Annotated in this window: 20 protein-coding genes; 5 read left to right on the top strand and 15 right to left on the bottom strand. The window is 59.0% G+C overall.

The window, feature by feature from the left end; genetic code table 11:
- From CWM66_RS06020 to CWM66_RS05980, 9 genes are all read right to left on the bottom strand, one after another.
- Positions 1-705, bottom strand: a complete 705-nt coding sequence (locus CWM66_RS06020) for an ABC transporter ATP-binding protein (protein WP_107146354.1) — start codon at positions 703-705, stop codon at positions 1-3.
- A complete protein-coding gene (locus tag CWM66_RS06015; RefSeq protein ID WP_107146353.1) occupies positions 692-1528 on the bottom strand; it encodes an ABC transporter ATP-binding protein in 837 nt (278 codons plus the stop codon). Before CWM66_RS06015 ends, CWM66_RS06020 begins: the two co-directional genes overlap by 14 nt.
- Positions 1521-2354, bottom strand: a complete 834-nt coding sequence (locus CWM66_RS06010; RefSeq protein ID WP_007373746.1) for an ABC transporter permease — start codon at positions 2352-2354, stop codon at positions 1521-1523. Before CWM66_RS06010 ends, CWM66_RS06015 begins: the two co-directional genes overlap by 8 nt.
- Complete coding sequence (locus CWM66_RS06005) at positions 2354-3403, bottom strand: ABC transporter permease (protein WP_035886048.1); 1050 nt, start codon at positions 3401-3403, stop codon at positions 2354-2356. The genes CWM66_RS06010 and CWM66_RS06005 overlap by 1 nt, the downstream gene beginning before the upstream one ends.
- A gap of 55 nt (positions 3404-3458) precedes the next feature.
- Positions 3459-5027, bottom strand: a complete 1569-nt coding sequence (locus CWM66_RS06000; protein WP_107146352.1) for an ABC transporter substrate-binding protein — start codon at positions 5025-5027, stop codon at positions 3459-3461.
- A 173-nt stretch (positions 5028-5200) separates the two neighbouring features.
- Positions 5201-6706, bottom strand: a complete 1506-nt coding sequence (locus tag CWM66_RS05995) for an FGGY family carbohydrate kinase (protein ID WP_107146351.1) — start codon at positions 6704-6706, stop codon at positions 5201-5203.
- An 18-nt stretch (positions 6707-6724) separates the two neighbouring features.
- The gene (locus CWM66_RS05990; protein WP_107146350.1) at positions 6725-8143 is read right to left on the bottom strand and encodes an L-fucose/L-arabinose isomerase family protein; all 1419 of its coding nucleotides are present in this window, start codon (positions 8141-8143) and stop codon (positions 6725-6727) included.
- Positions 8144-8176: 33 nt separating this feature from the next.
- Positions 8177-9124 carry a transketolase family protein gene (locus CWM66_RS05985; protein ID WP_107146349.1) on the bottom strand — a complete coding sequence of 316 codons (948 nt, stop codon included), beginning with the start codon at positions 9122-9124 and terminating at the stop codon, positions 8177-8179.
- Positions 9117-9947, bottom strand: a complete 831-nt coding sequence (locus CWM66_RS05980) for a transketolase (protein WP_007373752.1) — start codon at positions 9945-9947, stop codon at positions 9117-9119. Before CWM66_RS05980 ends, CWM66_RS05985 begins: the two co-directional genes overlap by 8 nt.
- Positions 9948-10265: 318 nt before the next feature.
- Here CWM66_RS05980 and CWM66_RS05975 point away from each other — a divergent pair, with 318 nt between their 5' ends.
- Both CWM66_RS05975 and CWM66_RS05970 read left to right on the top strand, forming a co-directional pair.
- Positions 10266-11219 (top strand): sugar-binding transcriptional regulator, encoded by a 954-nt coding sequence (locus CWM66_RS05975; protein ID WP_107146348.1) that lies wholly within the window; start codon positions 10266-10268, stop codon positions 11217-11219.
- A gap of 663 nt (positions 11220-11882) precedes the next feature.
- A complete protein-coding gene (locus CWM66_RS05970; protein ID WP_035886044.1) occupies positions 11883-13565 on the top strand; it encodes a methyl-accepting chemotaxis protein in 1683 nt (560 codons plus the stop codon).
- Between the two features lie 72 nt (positions 13566-13637).
- Here the strand turns inward: CWM66_RS05970 and CWM66_RS05965 are convergent, their stop codons facing one another.
- From CWM66_RS05965 to CWM66_RS05940, 6 genes are all read right to left on the bottom strand, one after another.
- A complete protein-coding gene (locus CWM66_RS05965) occupies positions 13638-14726 on the bottom strand; it encodes an ABC transporter permease (protein WP_007373755.1) in 1089 nt (362 codons plus the stop codon).
- A 1-nt stretch (position 14727) separates the two neighbouring features.
- Positions 14728-16254: a sugar ABC transporter ATP-binding protein gene (locus tag CWM66_RS05960; protein WP_199200027.1), complete on the bottom strand. Its 1527-nt coding sequence runs from the start codon at positions 16252-16254 to the stop codon at positions 14728-14730.
- A complete protein-coding gene (locus CWM66_RS05955; RefSeq protein WP_072438347.1) occupies positions 16254-16862 on the bottom strand; it encodes a DUF2291 family protein in 609 nt (202 codons plus the stop codon). Before CWM66_RS05955 ends, CWM66_RS05960 begins: the two co-directional genes overlap by 1 nt.
- A gap of 12 nt (positions 16863-16874) precedes the next feature.
- The gene (locus CWM66_RS05950) at positions 16875-17816 is read right to left on the bottom strand and encodes a D-ribose ABC transporter substrate-binding protein (RefSeq protein WP_072438349.1); all 942 of its coding nucleotides are present in this window, start codon (positions 17814-17816) and stop codon (positions 16875-16877) included.
- Positions 17817-17933: 117 nt separating this feature from the next.
- The gene (entD, locus tag CWM66_RS05945; protein ID WP_107146347.1) at positions 17934-18596 is read right to left on the bottom strand and encodes an enterobactin synthase subunit EntD; all 663 of its coding nucleotides are present in this window, start codon (positions 18594-18596) and stop codon (positions 17934-17936) included.
- 73 nt (positions 18597-18669) lie between these two features.
- Positions 18670-20925, bottom strand: coding sequence for a TonB-dependent siderophore receptor (locus tag CWM66_RS05940; protein ID WP_035886040.1), 2256 nt, complete (start codon positions 20923-20925; stop codon positions 18670-18672).
- A gap of 253 nt (positions 20926-21178) precedes the next feature.
- Here CWM66_RS05940 and fes point away from each other — a divergent pair, with 253 nt between their 5' ends.
- The 3 genes from fes to entF are packed head-to-tail and all read left to right on the top strand — an operon-like array spanning position 21179 to position 26517.
- Complete coding sequence (fes, locus tag CWM66_RS05930; RefSeq protein WP_107146345.1) at positions 21179-22387, top strand: enterochelin esterase; 1209 nt, start codon at positions 21179-21181, stop codon at positions 22385-22387.
- Between the two features lie 27 nt (positions 22388-22414).
- Positions 22415-22633 (top strand): MbtH family NRPS accessory protein, encoded by a 219-nt coding sequence (locus CWM66_RS05925; protein ID WP_107146344.1) that lies wholly within the window; start codon positions 22415-22417, stop codon positions 22631-22633.
- Complete coding sequence (entF, locus tag CWM66_RS05920; RefSeq protein ID WP_107146343.1) at positions 22630-26517, top strand: enterobactin non-ribosomal peptide synthetase EntF; 3888 nt, start codon at positions 22630-22632, stop codon at positions 26515-26517. The genes CWM66_RS05925 and entF overlap by 4 nt, the downstream gene beginning before the upstream one ends.
- The last annotated feature ends 56 nt before the right edge of the window (positions 26518-26573 follow it).

Here is a 26573-nt window from a genome sequence, read left to right as displayed (position 1 = left end):
TTACCCCATCCGGTGTTCACCACGCACCAGCGCGCTACGGTCAAAGAAACGCTCAATCACGCCATTGGCCATAAATGCTGCCCGGTCAGACATATGGGCAATCACATCGGCATCATGGCTGACCAGCAGATAGCTCATGCCGTGCTGCTGCTTCAGGCGGTTAAGCAGGTTAAGAATTTCGGCCTGCACCGACATATCCAGCGCCGATGTCGGCTCATCCAGCAGCAGAATTTTTGGTCGCAGCAACAGTGCGCGGGCGATTGCCACGCGCTGACGCTGGCCGCCGGAGAGCTGGTGCGGGTAACGCCGTGCGGCATCAACCGGAAGCCCGACCTGCTCCAGCGCGGTAGCCACCTGCTGGTCAATTTCCGGTTCACCGTGAATTTTCAGCGGCTCCGCCAGCGTGCGCCACAGCGTATGGTTCGGGTGCAGCGAGGCGTAAGGATCCTGGAAGACCATCTGCACATTGCGCCGCAGCGTACCCTGATAACGCGTTCCGGCTTTCACCGGCTGGCCGAACAGCGACAGCTGGCCCTGCCATTCGCGCTGTAAACCTGCCAGCACGCGCAGCAGGGTTGATTTCCCGCAGCCGGACGCGCCAATCAGGCTGAAAGTTTCACCTTCTTCCACGCGCAAACTGGCGCCTTTCACCACTGTTTTCTCAGCAAAAGTGACCTGCAACTGCGCGATATCAACGATGCTCATCATTCGCCTCCGTAAAGGACTGGCTGCGATCCAGCGTCGGCAGCATCTGGCCCCAGGTTTCTGCGCTGGGTCGGCAGGTCCACAATGTGCGGGTGTAGGGATGCTGCGCCTCAGGCAGATCGGCCGCCGCCATCGTATCCACGCATTCCCCCTGATACATCACCATCACCCGGTGGCAGTGCTGCGCCACCAGCGGCAGATCGTGGCTGATGAGCAGCAGCGCCATTTGCCGTTGTTCGCACTGGGCGACCAGCAGTTCAAGGATCTGGTTACGCAGGCGCGCATCCAGCGCGGAAGTGGGTTCATCGGCAATCAGCACCTGCGGATCGTTAACCAGCGCCATGGCGATCATTACCCGCTGGCCCATACCGCCGGAGAGTTCGCCGGGGTAGCGTTGCAGCACCGTCGGTTCAAGTTCCACCGCCCATAGCGCCTCGTTGATCTTCTCCAGCCGCTGCTTGCGGTTCAGCCGCTGGTGGAGCGTCAGCGCTTCATCCAGTTGCGCCAGCACGGTTTTCACCGGGTTCAGCGCATAGCGCGGATCCTGCAATACCATCGCAATGTCGTTACCGCGCAGCGCGCGCCAGCCGCGATCGTTGAGCGTGGTGACATCCCGTCCCAGCACATTCAGCGTGGTGGCGCTGACGTGGCCCGGCTTGCGCACCAGCCCCATCAGGGCGCGGGCGGTCATTGATTTTCCCGAACCGGATTCGCCGACCAGCGCCAGCCGCTCGTTGCCAAGTGTAAAGCTCAGGTTTTTCACCACCCGCGCGCCGGGGTAGTCGATATTCAGGCCGCTTACCGCGACGCGTGTCTCAGTCATGTTGCGGCTCCAGTACATCGCGCAGGCCATCGCCCAGCAGGTTGAAGGCGAGGCTTGCCAGTAAGATCACCGCACCGGGCGCTGCGGCAATCCACCATTGATCGAAAATCACCTGCATACCGTCGGCGATCATCGCACCCCATTCCGCCATCGGCGGGCGTGCGCCCAGCCCTAAGAAACCCAGCCCGGCGGCAGCCAGAATGATGCCTGCCAGATCGAGCGCGAGGCGCACAATCGCCGAGGGCAAACAGAGCGGCAGAATATGGCCAAACAGCAGCCGCCAGCCGCGAATGCCCATCATCTCGGCGGCAGCCAGATAATCACTGTGACGCAAACGCTGGATCTCGCTGCGCGCCTGGCGGGCGTAAGCGGGCCAGGTGGTGAGCGCCAGCGCCAGCGCGCCGTTCACCAGCCCAGGGCCAAGCATGGCGACAAAAGCAAAGGCGAGGATCAGGCGCGGCATCGACATCACCACGTCGGTAAAGCGCATCAGCACGCGCTCCAGCCAGCCGCCGTAGTAGCCGGAAACAATACCGATCAGCAGCCCGACAGGCAGGGTAATGGCGGTCACCAGCGCCACCAGGCCGAGCGCCGGGCGGGTGCCGTAAATCAGCCGCGAGAGCAAATCGCGCCCGTAGCTGTCGGTGCCGAGCCAGTGCTGTGCGCTCGGTGCCTGCAAGCGCGCGGCGGCGTCCTGCCAGTTGGGATCGCGCGGTGCGAGCCACGGCGCAAACAGGGCGATCAGCAGCAGCACGGCGACAATCAGCAGCCCGCTGAATGCGGCGGGCGAGCGGCGCAGACGGTGCAGAAAAAGTGTCGTCGGCATCAGCGCACCCTCGGGTCGGTTAACCGTACCAGCAGGTCGGTCAGGTTATTGATCAGCACAAAGCAGACGCCAATCACCAGCGTACCGCCCATGATGGCGGTGGTGTCGCCAGCGAACAGCGCTGTGGTGAGATAACGACCAATGCCGGGCCAGGAGAAGACCGTTTCGGTGAGTACCGCGCCTTCCAGCATGCTGGTGTACGCCAGTGCGATCACCGTCAGCAGCGTACCGCGAATATTCGGCAGCACATGGCGCAGCAGAATGGTCATCTCGCCTGCGCCTTTAGCGCGCGCCAGCAAAATGTACTCTTTGCTCATCTCGCTCAGGCAGGCAGAGCGGGTAAGGCGGGTAATGCTCGCCAGCGAATAGTAGGCCAGCAGCAGTACCGGCAGCAGCAGGTGGCTGAGCGCATTTTTAAACGCGCCGCTATCGCCGGAAAGCCAGGTATCGATCAGCGCGAAGCCCGTGCGCGGCGTGACGGTGTACTGGTAGATATCATCGAGCCTGCCCGGCCCGGCGCTCCATTGCAGGCGGGCGTAAAACAGCGCCAGCATCAGCAAACCCAGCCAGAAAATCGGCACCGAGTTGCCAAGTAGCGTAAAGGTGCGCACCGCCATATCCCACGGTGAGCCTTTAAAGCGTGCGCATAAAACGCCCGCGATCACGCCGAGCACGCTGCCGACAATCAGCGCCAGCGTTGCCAGCTCCAGCGTCGCCGGAAATGCGGCGAGCAGATCCTGCAACACTGGCTGCCCGGTGGCGCTGGCAGTGCCTAAATCACCATGGGCCAGGTTCACCAGGTAGTGCCAGAACTGCACCGGTAGAGGCTGGTCCAGCCCCAGTTGATGACGTACCTGATCGTAGGTGGACTGGCTGGCATGATCGCCGACAATCTGCAAAACCCGGTCAACAGGGGAGAAGGCCGACAGCGAAAAAGTCACCAGCAGCAGGCCAAAAAGCGTCAGGGCCAGCGTGAGCAGCCCCTGAAATAGCGCGAGCAGAGGACGTTTTACGCGCCGCTCTGCTCTGTTGGGTAAAACCACAGACATGGAAAAACTCGTCTTCAGCGAAAGAACCCTCCCGCGCGGGCGGGAGGAGGAAACGTTATTTGGTGACGCGGTCGTACCACACCATATCCGCATTCAGCCCCTGCTGGTAGCCTTTCACGTTATCGCGCACCACGATCTGTGTTTTGCCCTGATCGACAAAGACATACGGCGAGTTGTGCTGCAACTCCTGCTGCATTTTCTTGTACAGTTCGAGGCGTTTTGCCGCATCCGGCTCGGCCACCGCCGCCAGCGTCTCTTTATTCAGTTGCGGGATCTGCCAGCCGTTCAGCCCGGCCACGGTGCTGGATTTGCCATCGTTCCAGGCAAAGGCGCTGGCGTTAGAGTGGGCGTCGAAGTAATCCGGGATCCACAAACGAATCGCCGCCTGATGCTGTTTTGCCCGCACGCGAGCGTACACCTGGCTACCCGCTGCGGGCAGCAGATCCACTTTCACGCCGCCCTGGGCGAAGCTGGCCTGCATTGACTGGGCAATGGTGATAAACGGCGGTTTGTTTTCGACATCCAGCGTGAAGTGCGCGTCTTTAATGCCCGCTTTGGCGAGGATCGCTTTGGCTTTCGCCGGATCAAAGGTGAACGGGTTATCCTCCAGCGCCCCCGGCAGGCCGACCGGCAGGAAGCTCTGGTGGACAAAATACTGTCCTTTCAGCAGATCTTTGGTGATGCCGTTGTAATCAACCAGCCAGCGCGCGGCTTCCCAGAACGCCGGGTTGTTCAGCAGCGGGTTGGCGCTGTTGCCGGTGTTAAAGACCAGGTAATTCTGCTCGGCAGACGGAATGCTCAGCACTTTCACGCCTTTCTTATCCGCCAGCGCGCTGATTTGATCGGCGCCCAGATCGCGCGCGACATCGGCATCGCCCTGCTGGATCAGCAGGCGACGGGAAGCCGGATCCGGCACGTTTTTAATGATGATGTTTTTAAGCTTCGGCGCGCCGCCAGGCGCGCTGGCGTTGGCATCCAGCACGATGGCCTGGTGCGGCTGGTAGACACGCATTTTAAACGCGCCGCTGCCCGCTGAGTGCATTTTCAGCCAGGCGTTGCCGAAGTCATTACCCTGTACATTGGCGCTGACCAGCTTCTCATCGACGATCGAGGCAATCGGCGTGGAGAGAATATTCAGCGCGACCGCCGGGCTGACATCCGCCGTCCAGTGCAGTTGCAGGGTGTGGTCATCCACTTTCTTCAACTGGCTGGCAATATTATCCGGCTGCCAGCCCAGCACGTTGAGGATAAACGCCGGGGATTTGTTGAGCGTCACCGCGCGGGTATAGGAGAAAATCACATCTTCCGGGCGCAGCGGGTTACCGGAGGCAAATTTCGCGTCGCTCTTCAGTTTGATGGTCAGGGTTTTTGCCGCTGGGTCCGCCTGCCAGCTTTCAGCCAGAATCGGAGTGATTTTTTCCGGGTTTTCACGATCGGGCTGCACCAGGCGCTGGTACAGGCTCGGCACGGTCTGAATACTGGAAAGCTCGTTCGCTTCCGCCGGGTCAAGGCTGACAATATCGTCTAAACCCTGAGCGACGACCAGCGTATCCGGCGGTGTTGCCGCGTAGCTGGCAGCAGAAAGGAGCGCCAATATGACAGCAGGCAGCAGTTTTTTAGTCATAAGAAATCCCTGAAAAGTTAATATGATGTGATTATTTTGTACCGCTAAGGTAGGCCAGCTGCCGGCGTTTTTTAAAGTTTAAATTCATCTTTCTATATGCTGCATGCGCATAAGCCAGATTGTTTTGTCATTAGGGGAAAGATGCGTGGGGCGAGCGCCCCGCGCAGAGAGAATTACTTCGTCGAGCGCGCCAGTTGCACTGCGTTTTGCCAGTCAAACCAGCGTTTTTGCAAGCGGCCATGACGCGCCATATCCGGCTGAAAAGTGATGTGTTCCGGCAGGTAGCGGCGCAACTGTTCGCCATCGATGCGCAGCAGCGCTTTGCGCGCCAGCAGCGCCGCGCCGATTGCTGACAGTTCCGCAACGTCGCTGCGCATTACCGGGCAGCCGAGCAGATCTGCCTGGTACTGCATTAGCCAGTCATTCTTCGTCGGCCCACCGTCCACCATCAGCGCCTTCAGCGTGAAATCACCGTGCTGGCGCATGGCGACCACCACATCAGCAATCTGATAAGTGATGGATTCCAGCGCCGCGCGAATCAGATGCGCGCGCTTAACGCCCCGGCTTAAACCGTGGATCAAACCGCGCGCCTGCTCATCCCACCACGGCGCGCCCAGCCCGGTCAGCGCCGGAACAAAGTAGACGCCAAGTGTGGAATCCACCGACGCGGGCAACGTGCTGAGCGTCTGCGCCAGATCGGCTTCCGGCAGCTCGCTCAGCCCGGTGCTTTCGACCATCCACGCCACCGCATCGCCGGTGTGCGGAATATTGCCTTCCAGACCGTAAACCAGTTTTTCGCCGTCGTGCCAGGCGACGGTCGTCGCCAGCGATTTCACGTCACCCTGCGCCGGTGCGACCGGCACCATTACCGAAGAACCGGTGCCGTAAGTCGCTTTAACGCAGCCCGCCGCGCCCAGCCCGTGGGCGAACAGCGCGGCATGGGAATCGCCAATCATCGCCAGCAGCGGAATGCCGTCCGGAATTCCCTCCAGCCCTCGGGTGTGACCAAACAATCCGCTGGAGGGGCGGATTTCGGGCAGCGCCCGGCGCGGAATGCCGAACAGTTCCAGCATGCTGTCATCCCACTCGCCGCGTTGCAGATTCAGCAACTGGGTGCGCGAAGCGTTGGAATAATCACAGCAAAACGCCGCGCCGCCGGTGAAGTGCCACAGCAGCCAGCTATCGATCGTGCCAAGGCAAATCTCGCCTTGCTCCGCCAGCGCGCGGGCGTTGGGTGTGGCATCGAGCAGCCAGCGCATTTTCGAGGCGGAAAACAGCGGCGCGACCGGCAATCCGGTCACGGCTTTAATCTCCGTTTCGCGCCCTTGTTCACGCAGGGCGTGGCAAAAATCAGCGGTACGCGAACACTGCCAGCTTAGCGCCGGGCCTAACGGTTGCCCGCTGGCGCGATACCAGCCGATGGCGGTTTCGCGCTGGTTGCTGATCGCCAGTGCCGCAACGTTTTGTGCGCCGACGGCGTCAATCACCTGGCGCACCACGGCCAGCGAGGCCTCCAGCAGCAGTTCGCCGGACTGCTCGACCCAGCCTTCGCGCGGCGTCTGGATATTCAGCGGCCGCGCGCATTTGGCGACCACGGCGCCGCGGGCGTCCAGCGCCACGGCTTTCGCGTTGGTGGTGCCTTCGTCCAGCGCGATAATGATCTCTTTATTCAGCGACATGGCGTCTCTCCCGGCGGCTTATTGATGGAGATACGTTTCGACGCCGAGATAACGGGTAAAGGCTTCGTGCAGGATCTCCGCGCTGTCCGCATGGTTCATCGCCACGTGGTGTTCGAAGCCGTTACGGCAGATCCACGCCAGCAGGTTTTCCAGGTTGGGCACCTGAATCACCGCGCGGCAGCCGACGGTATCGAGCGGATCGTCGACCGACTGCCCGGAACCGACATAAGCTTTGATCTCGCCGCTCAGATCGTCAGTACTTAAGCGGAAGTAGGTGAGAGCACCCGCTTTCAGGCGGCCATGCACTGCGCCGCAGGTGTTCTCTTTGCCGACGGTGGTGCCGATGATATCAGCGGTGCCCATATGCGGGCTTTCCAGGCTGGCAGAAGCGAAGTTACCGCAGTGAAACAGCACGCATTTGTTGCGATCATCGCCAAAGTTGTTGTTCCAGTCGGCAATAGAGGCCGGGCTCATATTGGCGCTCGCCAGCGCATACATCGACAGCGCGCCCATCACGTCCACTTCGCAGGCCGACGGCATCAACTGGCCGGACATCACGCTCATGATCGAACAGACGTTAATGCCGAGATTGTCCTGCAACGAGGTCCAGCACTGGATGGCGGTAGTGTCGATATCGTTGGCGATCACCCATTCGCTGATCACCACGAAGAGCTTCGCCATCGTCACCAGTTTGTCGGCGGGAATGGCGCTGGCATCGGCGTTATCCAGCAGCAGGCGGCGTTTTTCATCGACGCGAATATCGTCATCGCGCAGGGTTTTGATGCGGGTAAAGACTTCGGAAAGATCGAGGGTTTCTACTGCAATGCCCAGCCGTTCGAGCAGTTTTTCGCTGTAACGCACGGTGTTGAATCCGGCAGGCCGCGCGCCAATTGCGCCAACGCGTACGCCGCGCATGCTGCTGACCACCCGGCAAATCTGCTCAAAACGTTTTAGGTCTTTTTCAAATACCTCGCCGCTTAATGCACAAACATGCTGAGTGGTGAGGGTAAAAGGAATGCCGTACTGGCGCAGGTTGTTACACAGGGAGATTTTGCCGCAGAAACTGTCGCGGCGCGTCGCCAGCCCCATTTTGTCCAGATTATCCTCTTCGGCCTGCACCAGCACCGGCACATTCAGCCCGGAAAGGCGCAGGGTTTCCGCCACCGCTTTTTCATCGCCAAAGTTGGGCAGCAGCACCACCACACCGTGGATCTCATCGCGGTGAGCGCGGAACAGTTCAGCGCAGATTTTCGCATCCTGGCGGGTTTCTACACCGCCCAGTTCGGTTTGCGCTTCATCAAGCATGATGGTGTTGATGCCAAGACGGCTGAACAGGGCGATGGCCTGCTCGCGGGCTTCGGCGACCAGATAGCTCGGGAAGAAACCACGGTTGCCAATGATCACTGCCATGGTCAGTGTTTGCGGAATTCGGGACATTGTTCTCTCTCCAGTAAGATGTTCTTTTTATTGTTATTGCCGTGCGTTCAGCAGTTCGCGGGCATTTTTTACCACGCCAGCCGCATCGATTTGATGGCGGGCGCGGGTTGCCGCGCGATCGGCGGCGATGGCGTATTGCCCGTCGGCAATACCAAGCCGACGCAGCGGTAGCGCGCATCCGGCTTCGGCCAGCACTTCAGCCACCAGGCTGCCGACGCCGCCGTTAATGTTGTGCTCTTCGACGCTGACTACGGCGCGGTGGGATTTCAGCGCGGCCAGTAGCTGGGATATATTGCAGGGACGAATAGACGGTACACTGATAACACTGGCCTCAATACCTTCTGCTGCCAGTTGTGTGGCAGCTTCGACAATTTCATGGACCGTCGACCCCATCGCCACCAGCGCGATATCGCGCCCGCTCCGCAGCACATCGATGTTACCCGGTGCGAAGCGGTAGCTTTCGTCATGCAGCTCCGGCAGCGCTTTGCCATCAAGACGGATATAGACCGGGCCAACGTGGGCGAGGGCGTAATCAATAATTTGCCGACACTCCAGCGGGCTGGATGGGGCATAGATTTCGATATTGCCGAAACCGCGCAGCACCGAGATATCGTCGATACTGTGGTGCGTGCTGGCCAGCGGGCCGTAGCTGGCTCCGGCGTTCAGGCCGAACAGCTTCACATTGGTGTTGTTGTAGCAAATATCGACTTTGATCTGCTCGTTGGCGCGGGAGATCAAAAACGGCGCGGCGTTACAGGTGACGGCGATTTTGCCGCCCAGCGCGAGGCCTGCCGCGGCACCGACCAGCGTCTGTTCGGCGATGCCGACGTTCACCACGCGGCCGGGAAATTTCTGCATAAACTGCGAGATTTTGGCGGTGGACGTGGAATCCGCCACTACCGGCACCAGATCCATACCGTTGTCGACCGCGTCGATAAAGGCGTTCACCATCACCGTCGCCAGGTGTTCACTGTTACTCATCTTTCAACTCCTCCAGCGCCAGTTCAACTTCGTCGCCTTTCGGTACGCGGTGATGCCACTCCGGGCGCCCCTGAATAAAGGAGATGCCCGCGCCTTTGGTGGTGTGGGCGATCACCACATGCGGTTTACCTGCGGGCCGTAAGCCTTCCAGTGTGCGCACCACATCGGCCATATCGTTACCGCGACATTCCGTTACCTGCATACCAAAGGCACGCCACTTGGCATCCAGCGGATCGGTATTGAGGATCTCTTTGGTTGGCCCGGCGAGTTGCAGGCTGTTTTTGTCGTTAATAATGATCAGGTTGTCGAGCTGGTAGTGCGCCGCCACCAGCGCGGCCTCCCAGTTGCTGCCTTCCGCCAGTTCACCATCGCCAGTGACTACGAAAACGCGGCGCGCGCTGTTGCTGCGTTTGGCGGCCAGCGCGATGCCGACAGCGACCGGCAAACCGTGACCGAGCGCGCCGGTGTTGAGTTCAATGCCGGGGGTTTTGTGTTTCACTGGATGGCCGGGCAGGTGCGAATCGGCGTGTTGATAGGTAGAAAGCCAGTCGACAGGAATAAAACCGGCTTCGGCCAGCACACAGTAATAACCGCCGACCGCGTGGCCTTTTGATTGAATGTAGATGTCCCGCTCATCGCTCTCTTTGGTCTGCGGTGAGCAGTTCAGGATGCGAAAATAGAGCGCAGTCAGCACTTCTACCTGGGATAAATCAGCTCCGGTATGCCCGCCAGCCGGGCTTTCGGCGTTAAGCACGATAATGCGACGACGTACCGCGCGGGCTTTTTTTTCAAGTTCATCCACAGAGAGTGAAAACGGATTCATAGCGTACCTCTTGAATGTATAATCTGTCATGAATAAATATTCAATCAGGGCGTGAAAAGGCTTCCGGATAGCAGGTGACAACGCATTATCGTCAGTTTTTACGACAGGTTGTGACTGAGTTGGAATATATATTCACTGTTGATTTATTATTCATGATTAAAGATATGCCTTGTGTTAAGGTTTGTCTACGCCCGGATCGGGCAAATTTGGAAGAAAGGAGAAAAGGATCACATTTGGATGAGGGTTGCCGCATCGGGCTGGCTTGTTATCTATTCAATGATGAATAAAAATATCAGGCATCAGAGAAAGGGGAATCTCATGTCAAAGCAGGATGAACAGCGGCTGCTGGTGAAAATCGCCACGCTTTATTACAACGAAAATAAAAAACAGTCTGAGATCGCGACGCTGCTGCACCTTTCGCAATCCTTTGTTTCGCGCGCGCTGACGCGCTGCCAGAAAGAGGGGCTGGTGAAAATCACCGTTGTGCAGCCGACCAATATTTTTGTCGCGCTGGAAAAGGCGATCGAGCAGCAGTACGGCATCCGGCAGGTGATTGTCGTGGATGTCGGGGAAAATCCCGCTAACGCGGCGATAAAACACGCCATCGGCAGCGCGGCGGCGCACTATGTCGAAACGCGTCTGCGCCCGGAAGACCTGGTTGGGATCTCGTCGTGGAGCAGCACCATTCGCTGCATGGTGGATGAGATGCACCCGCAGAGTATCCGCGCAGCCGGGGTGATTCAGCTGTTGGGTGGCGTCGGGCCGAACGGTAACGTGCAGGCGACGATCCTGACGCAGCAACTGGCGGCGCACCTCGGTTGTCCGGCGTGGCTGCTGCCGTCGCAGAGTATTGAGCATTCGGTGGATGAGCGGGCGCGGCTGGTGAACAGCCCGGATGTTGCCGCCGTGGTAGCGAAATTTGCCGAAGTGGATGTGGCGATTGTCGGTATCGGTGAGCTGGAGCCGTCGCAACTGCTGAAAAATTCCGGTAACTACTACAACGAAAACATGTTGAAACTGCTGGCGGAGCGCGGCGCGGTGGGCGATATCTGCCTGCACTATTACGACGCGGCGGGCAACCCGGTGCTGAGCCATGAAGAAGATCCGGTGATCGGCATGGAACTGGCGCAGATCCGCCAGTGCCCGCAGGTGATTGCGCTGGCGGGCGGTATCGAAAAACGCAACGCCATTCGCGGCGCGTTGCAGGGCAACTATATTGATGTGTTGATCACCGATTACCCGACGGCTCGTAGCCTGGTGCAGGCTGAGTAAGGCCTGGCGGCAAAATTACCGTTGGCGCTGCGCTTATCGGGCCTACGTAATTACAGCAACGCATAAGCTATTTTCTGCCACAACTCTCACAGCGAGGGGGTTGTGTCCCCGCTGAAATCGGCGAGCCGAAGCGCAGATGACAAGGTCTGGACGCCTTGGATGGCGGCCAGAGGCGAACCGGGACAGGACGTCGAGTTGAGCCGACCGCAGGCAGATGCGCGGGAGGTGAGCGCAGTGCGCAGCACCGATTTCCCGCGGGGCCGCGGGGATTGGCAAGGGGAGCGCGGCAGCTCCCCTTGTCCCGTTCACGTGATGCCATGTTTCTGAAACTACTGAACGCCTGGTGAACGGAACCCTTTCTCATAGCAGCGGTTTTGCTAAACTCGCAGACCCGGTTCGTGCTGCGCCACCAGGCATTCCTCACTACAACCCCCTCGCTGCGAGAGTTGTGGCAGAAAATAGCTTATGCATCGCTGTAAGCGGGTTAGCCCGGTGGTGCTGCGCCATCGGGCCACCCGCCGCGATTGTTATCGCTGTTTTAAATAAAAGTTATTGCCTTACTTCTTTTTAATCTTAATTAACTTCGCTGTAACGCCGATGGAGAGTTAAGCAGCGCTGTATCGCTGTTGTTCCTTTTCTTCACAGCAATTTACCGGGGTTTTTATGCACATAATTCGAAATTTAAAAATCAAGGTCGTGATGCTTGCGATCCTGATCATTTTTACTCTGCTCTGGGGCGGCGTGTCGTTTTTCTCTCTGCATGCATTAAGCGGCTTAACGGACGAAGTTGAACTCACCAACGTTCAGCAGGTAAACGGTGACATTATCAATAATGCCAGCGACCGTTACTATCAGGTGAAACTGCTGATGGATCGCGCAATCGTTTACCAGGCAAATAACGATACCCAAAACTACCAACAAACCATCGAGCGCATCGGCAAAGATATCGACTTTCTGCAGGGCGGGTTGAACCAGTTTAAAGTCACCGACCACGCCAATATCAGCACTACTGCTACGGACAATATCTACAACAGCTCGCTGACGCTGTTTAACCAGGCCATCACCCCCATGTTTGCCGCTATCAAGGAGAACAACGCCGCGAGTTATGCGCAGCTGTCGAAAGATCAGTTCAGCCCGCTGCGCAGCGGTTTTTCGCAGGCAATCGTCGCTTATAACCAGGAGATTCACGATCTGAAATCCGCGGCGAATGGGCGTATTGCCAGTTGGGTGTCGGTGACGCGCACCATCATTATTATCGCGATGGTCATTGGCCTGGCGATGCTGGTGCTGTCGGAACGTTACCTGGCGCTGTGTCTGGGGCGTTCGCTGGAGTGGGTGAAACAGCATTTGCAGGTGCTGTCGGTCGGGAGCCTGGATAAACCGACGAAAGATCTGGGGCGCAACGAAGTCGGGCAGTTGATCCCATATCTGGCAACGATGCAGGAGAACTGGGTGAAAACCGTCGCGCAGATCCGTAACAGCGCCGGAGAAATCTACCAGGGCGCCAGCGAAATCGCCTCCGGGAATACCGATCTCTCTTCGCGCACTGAAGAGCAGGCTGCGGCACTGACGCAAACCGCCGCCAGCATGGAGGAGTTAAGTGCGGTGGTGAAACAGAACGCCGACAACGCCAATCAGGCCAGCCAACTGGCGAAAACTGCGTCGGAAGCGGTGAACACCGGTGAAGAACGGGTGCAGGCGGTTATCGCCAGCATGAAGAACATTACCGAAAGTTCGCAGAAAATTACCGACATTATCAACGTGATCGACAGTATTGCTTTCCAGACCAATATCCTGGCGCTGAACGCTGCCGTGGAAGCCGCGCGCGCCGGTGAGCAGGGGCGCGGTTTTGCCGTCGTCGCCAGCGAAGTGCGTAACCTGGCGCAGCGCAGCGCCGGTGCGGCGAAAGAGATCAAAACGCTGATCGACGAGTCCGTAGTTAACGTCAATAACGGTTACGACCAGGTGACGCTGACCAGCGAATCGATGGATAACATCCTGCGTTCCGTCACCAGCGTGACGGACATCATGGGCGAGATCGCGTCGGCATCCAGCGAGCAGAGTAAAGGGATTGGCCAGGTCGGCACGGCGATTTCGCAAATGGATGGCGTTACCCAACAGAACGCCGCGCTGGTGGAAGAGTCTTCCGCCACCTCCAGTTCGCTGGAACAGCAGGCTTACCAACTGACCGAAATCGTGTCGGTGTTTAAACTGCCGGGCGATGTTGCTGCGCAAAGCGCCGCCAGCAAACCGGCATCGAAAGCGCCGAAAGCCGGAAAACCGGTGCTGCGCCCGGCATTAGCCAGCGCCAGCAAAGCGCCGGATACCGAGTGGGAAGCGTTCTAATAAAAAAATGCCCGGCCGCATCATGCGAGCCGGGCGGTAAAAACCCGGCGCATCAGAGCCGGGCAAGCTGGTCTATTTACCTTCCATCACCGCCTTCTGCGCGACCACTGCCGCTTTCTGCTGCATGCGGTTTTGCATCTGATCGATAATCACCGCCACGATAATCACGATCCCTTTGATCACCATTTGCCAGAACTCGCTGACGCCCATCATCACCAGCCCGTCGGCGAGAAAACCGATCACGAACGCGCCAATCAGCGTACCGAGCACGGTGCCGCGACCACCGGCCAGCGACGTACCACCCAGCACCACGGCGGCGATGGCGTTCATTTCAAAAGCCGTACCGTTAGCCGGGTGGCTCGCCAGCAACTGCGCCGAGACCACAATGCCCGCCAGCGCGGCGCACAGCCCGGAGAGGGTGTAAACCCAGATTTTTACCTGCTTCACCCGCACGCCGGAGAGCTCGGCGGCGCGTTCGTTATCGCCAATCGCATAAACATGGCGGCCAAACGGCAGGCGGCGGGCGATATAAGCAATCACTGCGGCCAGCACAATCATCAGCCAGATGGCCCACGGAATGCCGAACAGCGTCCCGGCGCCAATTTCATCAAACCCGGTATTGCCGAGCAGCGGGTTGCCGGCAAGCCCCGGAAACGTCTGCCCGTCGGAGGTCAGCATCGCCGCGCCGCGCAGCACGTACATGGTGCCAAGGGTGCAGATAAACGGCGCAACGTTGTAGCGGGTGATGATCCAGCCGTTTACCGCGCCGATAAGCCCGCCAGTCAGCAGTACCAGCGGCACAATCACCCACACGCTGGGGAAAATGGCGATACCGAACATCGGCAGGACAATGCCTTTGGTGATCATCCAGCCAGCGATCATTCCGCACAGCCCGAGCGTTGCGCCAATCGACAGATCGATTCCGGCGGTGATGATCACAAAGGTAATGCCCAGCGCCAGAAAGGCGTTGATGGCGATATGTTTAATCATGATCAGCAGGCTGCCGGTGGAGAGAAAACCCGGCACGGTGGCGGTAAAAAAGCCGACGATCAGGAACAGCGCGATAAAGGTACGCAGCTTCAACAGTAAAAGCAGAATGCTTTCGCGTGATAACGATGCGCCCGCGCGCGGCACGATGGCCATAGATTGTGTTGTTTTCATATCAGAACCCCTGAGCACTTGCTGTTACCAGTGCCGACTCTTCGGCCCGGGCGCGTTCAATATCGGCCGTCAGTTTGCCGCCGGACATCACCATAATACGGTCAGAAACCGCCATGATTTCTTTCAAATCGGAGGTGGAAAAGACCACCGCGATCCCCTGTTGCGAAAGCTGCACCATCATGCGGAACACATCGGCTTTTGCGCCGACATCAATGCCGCGCGTTGGCTCGTCGAGAAATAGCACTTTCGGGTTAGTCAGCAGCGAGCGGCCAATCACCACTTTCTGCTGGTTACCGCCGCTGAGCGCCTGGATCTCCACCTCCGGCGAGGAGACTTTAATCGACAGGTTGCCAATGGTGCTGGCGACCACCGCTTCTTCATCCTTTGTGGCGATAGTGAAACCGCGCTGCAAGCGCCGCCACAGGCTGGCGATGGTGAGATTGCTCGCTACCGACGAGATGGGAAAGATGCCGGTGCGTTTGCGATCTTCCGGTACCAGGCTCATGCCCATGCGGATGCGCTCCGCGGGCGTCAGCCGTTGCGGCACCGGTTTGCTGTCGAGCCACAGCTTGCCGAGATAGTTGCGTTCGGTTCCGAGCATGCACTCAAACAGCTCGGTACGTCCGGCACCCATCAGGCCGTAGATGCCGACAATCTCACCAGCATGCACTTTAAAGCTGACATCATTTACCGTGGTGACGCCGCTGGCGTTTACGCAGGTGATGTTTTCAGCTTCCAGAACCGGCGCGCCGAAGGTTCTTCCCGGCGAGAGGAAGTTACTCACCGGATCGCTGCCGAGCATTTCGCGTACGATCCACGGCACATCGATATCGCAGACCTTCGCTTCGGCCTGAAATTTGCCATCGCGCAGAATGGTGATGACATCGCCAATTGCCATTAACTCTTCCAGCCGGTGCGAAATGTAGATAATCGACACCCCCTGGCGCGTGAGTTCACGTATCACGCGGAACAGGATCTCCACTTCCGTTTTGCTCAGCGCCGAAGTGGGTTCGTCGAGGATCAGAATATCGGCATCCTCGGCCAGCGCTTTGGCGATCTCGACCAGTTGCTGCTGGCCGACTTTTAAGTTGCCAACCAGTTCGCGCGGCGAGATGGGCTGATCGAGGCGCCTGAGCTGTTCAGCGGTGCGTTTTTCCTGCTCCGCTTCGTTAATCGGCGTCACCCCTTTTTGCAGCTCGCGGCCGAGAAAAATATTCTCCGCGACGTTGAGGTTTTCGAACAGATTCAGCTCCTGGTGCACCATGCCAATACCGTGTGCGGCGGCGGAGCGGGTGTCGGAAAAGTGCACCGTTTCGCCATTCAGTTCGATGGTGCCGACGCTCGGCTGCTGCACGCCGGCGAGAATTTTCATCAGCGTCGATTTGCCCGCGCCGTTCTCGCCGATAATCACGTTTACTTTGCCGCGCCAGACGTTGTAATCGACGTTGTCCAGCGCCACGGTGCCGGGAAACAGCATCGACACGCCGCGCGTGCGCAGAATGATGTCGTCCACAGGTAGATCGCTCATTACTGTGCCTCCTGTTGCAACTCCAGTGCCACGGCGTCATCAAGCTTGCCGCCGCTGAGCGTGACCGCCATCAGTATGGTGACCGGTTTTCCGGCCCAGCTGGCGTCAACTTTTGGCAGATGTTTTGCTGCTTCACGGTTATAGGCGCGGGAAAGCTGCGCAAACTGGACCTGGTTGGTAAAGTCTTCAAATTTAAAACCGGTAGCATCGCGAATTGCGTTACCGCGTATTACCGGGCCAAGCTGCACCGGCAGCGGTTGCCCGTTAACGTTAATCAGCAACTGCTGTTCGCGTTCATTACTGGTATCAATGCGTTCGACCTGGCTTGTCAGCCGGACAAATACGCTCTGCGGCGCGGCGGCCAGGTTTTTTTGTTGGGCGGCCAGCGTGTCGGCGCTCAGCGCATGTTGGTGCGCGGCGTTGATCACGCGTTCCTGCCAGGTTTGTTGCGCGATCTGCTGCGGCGTCTGGTTGTCAAAGCTGGCTTTGGCATGCGGATCGGCAGGCATAATCGGCTTGCCGTTCTCATCCAGATCCACCACGGTGCAGGCCGTGAGCAACAGGGCAACGCACCCTGCGAGCGCATTACCCCATTGTTTTAACCACATAGCGCCTCCGCGTTACTTGCTGAGGTTGAACATTTTCAGTTTGCCGGCGTTGCTGTCATCGATCAGCATGCAGTCCATCAGTTGTTTCTCTTCCTTCTGCGCTTTGCCGTTTTTCAGGAAGTAATCCGCTTGTTCAACGGCCATTTGCGCCTGCTGCCAGCCGGGTTGCAGCACGGTGGCTTTGATGTTGCCTTTGTTGATGATCGAGTCGCGCACGTAGTCGCTGCCGTCAAAACCGACCACGATGACGTTATTTTTTCCGGCGGCTTTCAGCGCTGCTTCCGCGCCAAGCGCCATGGTGTCGTTGCCGGAAATCACGCCGACAATGTCCGGGTGCGTTTGCAGAATGGCTTCCATTCGGGTGAAGGCTTCAGTCTGGCTCCAGTTGGCGGTTTGCTGCGCCACCATTTTCATCTCCGGGTTGTCATCCAGCACATCGTGATAGCCCTGGGAACGCACGCTGGCGTTGGTGTCTGACTGGCGGCCTAACAGCTCAACGTACTTGCCTTTACCGTTCAGCAATTTGGCGAACTTCTCCGCGCCCAGTTGCGCGCCCTGATAGTTGTTGGAGACGATTTGCGCCACCGCCACACCGGTTTTGTTGATTTCACGATCGATCAGAAACGTGGGCACGCCTGCTGCTTTTGCTTTCTCCAGCGGGCCGACGGTGGCATCTGCCCCGGCGTTATCCAGAATGATCGCTTTCGCTTTGCGGGCGATCGCCGTTTCAATCAATTGGTTCTGTTTGTTGACATCGTCGTCATGGGAAGCGACCAGCGTGGTGTAGCCCAGCTCCTTCGCTTTGGCTGCTGCGCCATCGGCTTCCGCTTTAAAAAACGGATTGTCGTGGGAAGGGGTAATAATCGCGATCAGGCCGTTATTTGCGGCGAAAAGCGAGCCGGATGCAGCGATCATCGAAGCCAGTACAACGGATTGCAGTAGGGTCTTTTTCATCTTTTTCTCCACATTGAATATATATTCAATAATGATTTATTATTCAAAATAACGATAATTCGGCGACGGCAAACTGTCTACGGTTTGCGCAGCTAATTTCTTAAAAGGAGAAAAGGATCACGATCCGAACGGTAAACCCACGGCCAGCGTCATTACCCGTTCGTGGTCGGCTCGCCAGTAGACGTTTACTTTTTTATCAACCAGTTGTGGGGAAAATTCCGCCAGAAAACGCAGCTCAAGATGCTGTTCATCAATAGCGGTGATGTGCGCGCTGGCAAAGCCGGGGAAGGGCTTCGCCTGCGGGGAGAACGCTTTGTAAAGGCTCTCTTTCGCGCTGAAAGCGAGCGTGAGCGCCAGCGTAAACGGCAGGGGGCAGGCGGCGAGCAGCGCATGTTCCTGCGCGTTAACAATGCTTGCGGCCAGTTCATCGCACAGCGCCGGGCTGAACTGCGCTTCAAGATCCACGCCGACAGGATGCGACGCCACTACGGCAACGGCACGCTGCCCGCTGTGGCTGATGCTACCCGATACGCCTTGCGGCCAGCAGGGTTCGCCAGCCGCGCCAGGGGCCGGAATCGTGCTGAAACCATGCTCATGCAATGCGTGCAGCGCGGCGATGCGCCCGGCCAGATGCTCGGTCTGGCGCTTTAACGCGCAGTGCGCAAGCGCCTCGTGATGCGGCAGCCAGAGCAGATCGGCGGGAGTAAACGTCGCGGGAAGAAAATCGATCAGATGAAGCGTGTGATCGGCGAGGGAAACGGTGTGATGAGTGGTGTGCATGGCGTTTCCTCGCCCGGCCCTCTCCCCGTCGGGAAGCGGGGGATCTTCCGTTGGGGGAGAGGGCGGGTGCAACTTAGAAGTGGGTATTCACACTCATATACCAGGTGCGGCCCGACTCGTTATAGGTTTCTGCGCCAGCGCCGTACATCCAGCCAGTGCTGCCGCCGGTGCTCTGGGCGTTACCCGCGCGCCAGTGGCGTTTGTCGAACAGGTTATCGATACCGGCCGTCAGGCTGACGTATTTGGTCACATCCCAGGTGCCGCTCAGGCCAACAATGCTGTAAGGGCTGACTTCGTTGGTGGCGGAACCGGTCACGCGGTTACCCTGATAATCATACTTTTTCGGTTCCTGTTTGCCGTACCAGGTAAAGGTCGACTGAACAGAAACATCCTGCACAATTTGCCAGCTCAGGGTGGAGTTGACCGTGTATTCCGGAATGATCGACAGGCGCTCGCCAGTGGTTTTGTTTTTGCTTTGCAGCATGTAAGTGAAGTTGTTGCTCCACGTTACCGCATCGCTGACCGGCACGTTCAGGGTGCCTTCTAAACCTTCCACTACCGCTTTCGGCACGTTTTCCCATTGATAGAGATCGGTTTTGGTACTGCCGACCGAGGTCTGGCTCAGCGGTGAATAACCGGCTTCAATCTTGTTGCGGTAATCGTTGCGGAACCAGGTCAAACCGGCCAGCCAGCCTTCATGTTTGAATTCCAGGCCAATCTCTTTGTTGATGCTGGTTTCCGCTTTCAGATCGTCGTTCCCCATCATGTAGCAGCCCACGCCGGTGCCGCTGGCGTAGCAGCCCTGACCACGACTGTAGAGAATGTAGTTCGGGTTGGTCTGATAGAGGCTCGGCGCTTTGTAAGCGCGGGCGATACCCATTTTCAGCGTGAAGTCATCGCCCAGACCCTGCGACAGGTTCAGCGATGGGCTCCAGTTATTGCCGACAATGGTGTGATGATCAAAGCGCAGGGCTGGCGTCAGCATGGTGCTCTCGGTCAGCTCCATATTGTCTTCCGCGAACACCGAGTAGATATCAGCGCTGGAGTAAGGGCTGCGGTTGGTGCTGCTCAGACCGGAAATGGGGCCGCCCTGGAAAGCCTGCTTATTCGACGCCATGTCTTTCATCCGCTGCTGGTTCCACTCGGTTCCCAGCGTCAGCGTCTGATTGACCAGCAGATCCAGCGGCAGGTTCACTTCGTTATGCAGCATCACGTCCGAGAGATCGATATCGGTGAACTTATTGGTGTTGAATAACCCTTCCAGACCGCCCGCCAGGCCTTCGCCGAGACGCGAGTTGCGCGTGTGTTCGTACTGGAGCCAGTTATTGGTGGTCACACCGTTATCCCAGCCGCCATTCCAGGTGACAGAGTAGTTCTGGCGATAAAGACGGTTCGTCTCTTTGCCGTAGTTCTCTTTCACGTAGTTATTGGTGCTACTGTCGTTGTTGGTGTTCTGCGTATCGCCCGCGTAGAGGTTGCCCTGGCGGCTGTAACCGGCTTCGAACTCCAGCGACTGCAACGGTGCAAAATCCCAGCGCACCACGCCGTTGATATCTTTGTTAATCGAACCTTCACGACCGGCAGCCATGGTGTTGGCATAGATCCCGGTACGTTCAGACTGGTGATCCTGGTTGATATCCCATGCGTCGGCCTGGGTTTTTGCCAGGTTGCCATACAGGCGGAAGCTGACATCGCCGCCCAGCGGGCCGCTCAGGCTGAAGTCGGTACGTTTGGTGGAACCTTCGTCTTTATGTTCCGGCGCGTTGAAATAGGTGTTCCAGGCACCGTGCCATTCGTTTGTTTTATCTTTTTTGGTGATGATATTCACCACACCGCCGGCTGCGCCGTTACCGTAACGCGCTGCTGCCGGGCCGCGAATCACTTCGATACGTTCGATCATTTCCGGCGGCACCCAGTTAGTGTCGCCACGGCTGTCACGCTCGCCGCGCCAGCCAAGGCGCACGGAATTGCGGCTGGTAACCGGTTTGCCGTCAATCAGGATCAGGGTGTTTTCCGGGCCCATACCGCGAATATCGATCTGGCGGTTGTTGCCGCGCTGACCGCTGGTGGCGTTACCGGTTAAGTTAACGCCCGGCATGGTCCGGATAATTTCAGAAACGTCGCGCGCTGGCGGGTTTTTGCGAATTTCATCAGCGGTGATGGTGGAAACACCCGGCGCCTGCAAATTTTGCTGCGCGGCGGTCACAACGATGGTGTCATCATTCTCGGTGGAGTTGGTGGTATTGCTGTCTGCCGCCATGGCGGGCAAAGCAGCACCGTAAATTCCCAGATTGACCAATAAGGTCAAGGTCTTGATTTTGTTATTCATTGTTTTACCTGATTTTCATCGCCGCTTCCCCGGTTCATCCATTCCCAGGGGGAGAGGAGGCGGCATAATGGAGCCAGCACAAAGCGAGCTATTCAGCCCTGAGCAGCATCGACAAAGGTGGCCAATTGAGTGAAAGACGCGCTTCCCACAGCGCGCTAATACGCTATTGCAAATGCAAATTGTTATCAATAATATTATCAACAAATTTGGAAGTGCAAGCAAAAATTTCCACAGCATATTTGGGGTAATAGACGTGACGTCAACAACGGGAAGTGATGCCTGGTGGGAGTCAAAACAGGGGCCGGAATGGGTGCAGGAAGCGGGCGAATACCGCGTCACGTTTTGGTGGCGGGATCCGGCAGGCACGGAAGCCACTTCCCCCATTCAACGGGTCTGGCTCTATATCACCGGCGTGACCGATCATCATCAAAATGCCCGGCCGCAATCGCTTGAGCGCATTGCCGGTACTGATGTCTGGTACCGTGAGATCCGCCTTGAAGCGGGCTGGCGGGGCAGCTATTGCCTGATGCCTTCGCAAAATCACGACGATTTTTCCCCCGCGGTGTTTGCTGCCATTCCGCCGGATCGCGCCGCTCTGCGCGAAGGCTGGCGCAAACTGCTGGCGCAGGCGATTGCCGATCCGCTTAACCGGCAAAGCTGGCGCGGCGGTCGCGGCCATCCGGTTTCGGCGCTGGAAATGCCTGATGCGCCGCTACAGCCGGGATGGCAGGCATCCGATACGCCTTTCAATGAACCGCAACTATTGCACTGGCGCAGCCAGCGGCTGAACAACACGCGCCGCGTGTGGATCTACACCACTGGCGAGGAAAACGTGGCCGAACGCCCGCTGGCGGTGCTGCTCGACGGGCAATTCTGGGCGCAGAGTATGCCGGTCTGGCCCGCGCTGGCCGCGCTCACCAACGAGGGGCAATTACCGGCGGCAGTCTATGTGCTGATCGATGTGATTGATAACGCGCACCGCACGTGCGAACTGCCCTGCAATGCCGATTTCTGGCTGGCGGTACAGGAAGAGTTGCTGCCGCAGGTGCAGGCGCTGGCGCCGTTCAGCGATTGTGCTGAGCGCACGGTGGTGGCCGGGCAGAGTTTTGGCGGTCTCTCTTCACTTTATGCCGCGCTGCACTGGCCGCAGCGTTTTGGCTGCGTATTGAGCCAGTCTGGTTCTTACTGGTGGCCGCATCGCGGCGCAGAGCAGGACGGCATCATTATCCAGCAACTTCAACGCGGTGAACTGTACCCCTCCGGCCTGCGCATTGTGCTGGAAGCGGGCGTGCGCGAACCGCTGATTTTTCGCGCCAATCAGGCGCTTTTTTCCCTGTTACAACGCATACAGCAGCCGGTTTTCTGGCGTCAGGTTGACGGCGGACATGATGCGCTTTGCTGGCGCGGCGGGCTGACTTCCGGGCTGATTACCCTCTGGCAGCCTTTGACCCGCGCCCGCTGACGCGCCTTTCTATGACAGGAGTTTGCTATGGAGTTCACCAACCCCTTCGATAATCCGCAAGGGCGGTTTTATATTCTGCAAAACAGCCAGCAGCAATACAGTTTGTGGCCTGCACAGTGCGTGTTGCCTGGCGGCTGGCGCGTGGTGTGCGAACCGCAGCCACAGGAAGCCTGCAATAGGTGGCTTGACGCTCACTGGCAGACCTTAACCCCGGCGCACTACGTGACTGCAAGGAGCGGCCAATGACGCAACGTTTACCGCTGGTTGCCGCCCAGCCAGGGATCTGGATGGCGGAAAAACTCTCGTCGCTGCCCAATGCCTGGAGCGTGGCGCACTATGTTGAGCTGAAGGGCGATATCGATGCCGCGCTGCTGGCGCAGGCGATTGTCACCGGTATGGTGCAGGCCGATACGCTGCGCATGCGCTTTGAGGAAGATAACGGCGACGTCTGGCAGTGGGTGGATGAATCGCAACAGTTTGCGCAGCCCGCCATCACCGATTTACGCTCCCACAGCGATGCGCATACCGCCGCGCTGAACATTATGCGCGCCGATCTGGCGCAAAACCTGCGCGTCGAGAGCGGTAAACCGCTGGTCTGCCATCAACTCCTGCGCGTGGGCGAACAGCGCTGGTACTGGTATCAGCGATACCATCATTTACTGGTCGACGGCTTCAGTTTCCCGGCAATTACCCGCCAGATTGCCGCCATTTACAGCGCCTGGCGACGCGGAGACGAAACGCCATCATCCCCCTTTACGCCGTTTGCGCAAGTGGTGGAAGAGTATCAGCGTTATCGCGACAGCGACGGCTGGCAGCGCGATGCCGCTTTCTGGGCGAAACAGCGCAGCGAACTGCCACCGCCGGTTTCACTCTCGCCGACACCGCTGCCGGGACGCGCGGCGACCACTGACATTCTGCGCCTGAACGTTGCGCTCAATGCCGATGATTTCCGCTGTTTAACCCGCGCGCTGCCGAATAGCCAGCCTGCCGATCTGGGGCTGGCGCTGGTGGCGCTGTGGCTCGGTCGTCTGTGCGGGCGGATGGATTACGCCGCCGGGTTTATCTTTATGCGCCGCATGGGTTCCGCTGCGCTGACGGCGACCGGGCCGGTACTCAACGTGCTGCCGTTGGGCATTCATATCGATGGCGCGCAAACCCTCGCGGAACTGGCCGCGCAGCTGGCGGGCAGCCTGAAAGTGATGCGTCGCCATCAGCGTTACGATGCCGAACAAATTGTCCGTGATGCGGGCCGCGCCGCCGGCGATGAGCCGCTGTTTGGCCCGGTATTCAACGTCAAAATGTTTGACTACTTGCTGGATGTCGATGGCATTCACGGCATCACGCACACGCTGGCGACCGGGCCGGTCAACGATCTGGAGATTGCACTGTTCCCGGATGAAGAGGGCGGCCTTGCCGTTGAAGTGTTGGCGAACCGCAGCCGTTACGATGAAGCCACACTGCGCGGCCATGTGGCGCGGCTGGGCCAATTACTGGCGCAGTTTGCTGAAAACCCGGCGCTGCGCAGCGGCGATGCCGATCTGCTTGCCCCGCACGAAGCGCAACAATTGGCGAAGATTAACGATACCGGCATGATGCTGCCGACCACAACCTTAAGCGATTTAGTGGCGATGCAGGCAGCGAAAACCCCGGACGCACCTGCATTGCGCGATGCCCGCTGGCAGTTCAGTTACCGCGAAATGCGTGAACAGGTTGTCGCGCTGGCGCAGCATCTGCGTCAGCTTGGCGTGCAACCCGGCGACAGCGTAGCGGTGGCGTTGCCGCGCTCGGTCTTCCTTACGCTGGCGCTGCACGGCATTGTCGAAGCGGGCGCCGCCTGGCTGCCGCTGGATACTGGCTACCCGGACGAACGTCTGCGGATGATGCTGGAAGATGCGCAGCCAAGGTTGTTGATCACCGCAGAAGATCAACTCTCCCGCTTTAGCGATATTCCGGGGCTGGCGCACTTCTGCTACCAGCAGCCGCTGGCCGCGCAGGGCAGTGAAGCGCTCAATCTGGCGCGCCCGGAACAGACGGCGTATATCATTTTTACCTCCGGCTCCACCGGGCGACCGAAAGGGGTGATGGTCGGCCAGACCGCCATCGTCAACCGCCTGCTGTGGATGCAGGAGCAGTACCCGCTGACTGCGCAGGATGTGGTGGCGCAGAAAACGCCATGCAGTTTTGACGTCTCGGTGTGGGAATTCTGGTGGCCGTTTATCGCCGGGGCCAGCCTGGTGATGGCCGAGCCGGAAGCGCACCGCGATCCGCAAGCGTTACAGGCTTTCTTTGCCGAATATGGCGTGACCACGACCCATTTCGTGCCGTCGATGCTGGCGGCTTTTGTCGCTTCGCTAACGCCGGAGAGTGCGCAGCAGCGCTGTCGAACGCTTAAACAGGTGTTCTGTAGCGGCGAAGCGTTGCTGGCAGAATTGTGCCGCGAATGGCAACTCCTGACCGGCGCGCCGCTGCATAACCTGTATGGCCCGACGGAAGCGGCGGTGGACGTGAGCTGGTATCCGGCGCACGGCGAAGCGCTGGCGCAGGTGCGCGGCAACAGCGTGCCGATTGGCTTCCCGGTGTGGAATACCGGGCTGCGTATTCTCGACGGCATGATGCGTCCGGTGCCGCCGGGCGTGGCGGGCGATCTCTATCTGACCGGTATTCAACTGGCGCAGGGCTATCTGGGACGTCCGGATCTGACCGCCAGCCGCTTTATTGCCGATCCGTTCGCCCCCGGCGAGCGTATGTACCGTACCGGCGATGTGGCGCGCTGGCTGGAAAATGGCGCGGTGGAATATCTGGGGCGCAGCGACGATCAACTGAAAATTCGCGGCCAGCGTATTGAACTGGGCGAAATTGACCGGGCGATGCTGGCTTTGGCGGATGTGGCGCAGGCGGTGGCGCATGCCTGCGTCTTTAATCAGGCGGCGGCCAGCGGCGGCGATGCGCGTCAGCTGGTGGGCTATGTGGTTTCCGCGTCCGGTTTGCCGCTCGATACCGCCGCGTTGCTGGATCAACTGCGTGAGCAACTGCCGCCGCATATGGTGCCGGTGCGCCTGCTGCAACTGAGCGCCTTGCCGCTGAGCGCGAACGGTAAACTCGATCGCAAAGCGCTGCCGTTACCGGAACTGGCGGCGGCACGCTGTGGTCGCCCGGTGAATACCGGGATGGAAACACGCGTGGCGCAGGCGTTTGCCGCGCTGTTGGGTTGCGAGGTGCAGGATGCGCAGGCTGATTTCTTTGCGCTGGGCGGCCACTCGCTGCTGGCGATGCGTCTGGCGGCACAGCTCAGCCGCGAGCATCAAAGGCCGGTGACGCCGGGGCAGATTATGGTTGCATCTACGGTGGAGAAACTCGCCGCGCTGCTGGAGCAGAGCCTGACGGCGGAGCAGGCGCAGCGCCTCGGTATGGAAACGCTGCTGCCGCTGCGTGAAAGCGACGGCCCGACGCTGTTCTGCTTCCATCCGGCTTCCGGTTTTGCCTGGCAGTTCAGCGTGCTGGCGCGTTACCTCGCGCCGCGCTGGTCGATAACCGGCATTCAGTCGCCGCGACCTTCTGGGCCGCTACAGCAGGCGGCAACGCTGGATGAAGCCTGCGAGCAACATCTTGCCACGCTGCTGGCGCAGCAGCCGCACGGGCCTTATCACCTGTTCGGTTACTCGCTTGGCGGCACGCTGGCGCAGGGCATTGCCGCGCGTTTGCGGGCGAGGGGCGAAGAGGTGGCCTTCCTTGGTCTGCTCGACACCTGGCCGCCGGAGACGCAAAACTGGGCGGAGAAAGAGGCCAACGGGCTGGATCCGCAAGTGCTGGCAGAGATTGAGCGTGAACGGCAGGCCTTTCTTGCCGCCCAACAGGGGCAAGGCTCCGGCGAGCTGTTTTCGACTATTGAAGGCAACTACGCCGATGCGGTGCGTTTGCTGACCACTGCGCACAGCCTGCCATTTGACGGTAAGGCGACGCTGTTTGTCGCCGAACGCACGCTGCCCGCAGGCACCGATCCGCACAAAGCCTGGGCGCCGTGGGTGCGGGAACTGGCGGTGTATCGCCAGGATTGCGCCCATGTCGATATTATTTCGCCGCAGGCGTTTGAGCGTATCGGGCCGGTGTTAAGGGAGATCCTGGGGGAGTGATATTGCCTGTTGCCCGCTAACGCGTTTAGCGGGCAGGAGGTTTGCATCGTAGGCCG

Source organism: Kosakonia sp. H7A, assembly GCF_003028445.1.
GTDB lineage: Bacteria > Pseudomonadota > Gammaproteobacteria > Enterobacterales > Enterobacteriaceae > Kosakonia > Kosakonia radicincitans.
Note: the sequence above shows the minus strand (reverse complement) of the source record. Positions and strands in the feature narration are given on the sequence as shown.

Excerpts from the sequence above, each read along its gene's own strand:
- CWM66_RS06020 (WP_107146354.1), bottom strand. The coding sequence starts at position 705 with ATGAGCATCGTTGATATCGCGCAGTTGCAGGTCACTTTTGCTGAGAAA.
- CWM66_RS06015 (WP_107146353.1), bottom strand. The coding sequence starts at position 1,528 with ATGACTGAGACACGCGTCGCGGTAAGCGGCCTGAATATCGACTACCCC.
- CWM66_RS06010 (WP_007373746.1), bottom strand. The coding sequence starts at position 2,354 with ATGCCGACGACACTTTTTCTGCACCGTCTGCGCCGCTCGCCCGCCGCA.
- CWM66_RS06005 (WP_035886048.1), bottom strand. The coding sequence starts at position 3,403 with ATGTCTGTGGTTTTACCCAACAGAGCAGAGCGGCGCGTAAAACGTCCT.
- CWM66_RS06000 (WP_107146352.1), bottom strand. The coding sequence starts at position 5,027 with ATGACTAAAAAACTGCTGCCTGCTGTCATATTGGCGCTCCTTTCTGCT.
- CWM66_RS05995 (WP_107146351.1), bottom strand. The coding sequence starts at position 6,706 with ATGTCGCTGAATAAAGAGATCATTATCGCGCTGGACGAAGGCACCACC.
- CWM66_RS05990 (WP_107146350.1), bottom strand. The coding sequence starts at position 8,143 with ATGTCCCGAATTCCGCAAACACTGACCATGGCAGTGATCATTGGCAAC.
- CWM66_RS05985 (WP_107146349.1), bottom strand. The coding sequence starts at position 9,124 with ATGAGTAACAGTGAACACCTGGCGACGGTGATGGTGAACGCCTTTATC.
- CWM66_RS05980 (WP_007373752.1), bottom strand. The coding sequence starts at position 9,947 with ATGAATCCGTTTTCACTCTCTGTGGATGAACTTGAAAAAAAAGCCCGC.
- CWM66_RS05975 (WP_107146348.1), top strand. The coding sequence starts at position 10,266 with ATGTCAAAGCAGGATGAACAGCGGCTGCTGGTGAAAATCGCCACGCTT.
- CWM66_RS05970 (WP_035886044.1), top strand. The coding sequence starts at position 11,883 with ATGCACATAATTCGAAATTTAAAAATCAAGGTCGTGATGCTTGCGATC.
- CWM66_RS05965 (WP_007373755.1), bottom strand. The coding sequence starts at position 14,726 with ATGAAAACAACACAATCTATGGCCATCGTGCCGCGCGCGGGCGCATCG.
- CWM66_RS05960 (WP_199200027.1), bottom strand. The coding sequence starts at position 16,254 with ATGAGCGATCTACCTGTGGACGACATCATTCTGCGCACGCGCGGCGTG.
- CWM66_RS05955 (WP_072438347.1), bottom strand. The coding sequence starts at position 16,862 with ATGTGGTTAAAACAATGGGGTAATGCGCTCGCAGGGTGCGTTGCCCTG.
- CWM66_RS05950 (WP_072438349.1), bottom strand. The coding sequence starts at position 17,816 with ATGAAAAAGACCCTACTGCAATCCGTTGTACTGGCTTCGATGATCGCT.
- entD (WP_107146347.1), bottom strand. The coding sequence starts at position 18,596 with ATGCACACCACTCATCACACCGTTTCCCTCGCCGATCACACGCTTCAT.
- CWM66_RS05940 (WP_035886040.1), bottom strand. The coding sequence starts at position 20,925 with ATGAATAACAAAATCAAGACCTTGACCTTATTGGTCAATCTGGGAATT.
- CWM66_RS05925 (WP_107146344.1), top strand. The coding sequence starts at position 22,415 with ATGGAGTTCACCAACCCCTTCGATAATCCGCAAGGGCGGTTTTATATT.
- entF (WP_107146343.1), top strand. The coding sequence starts at position 22,630 with ATGACGCAACGTTTACCGCTGGTTGCCGCCCAGCCAGGGATCTGGATG.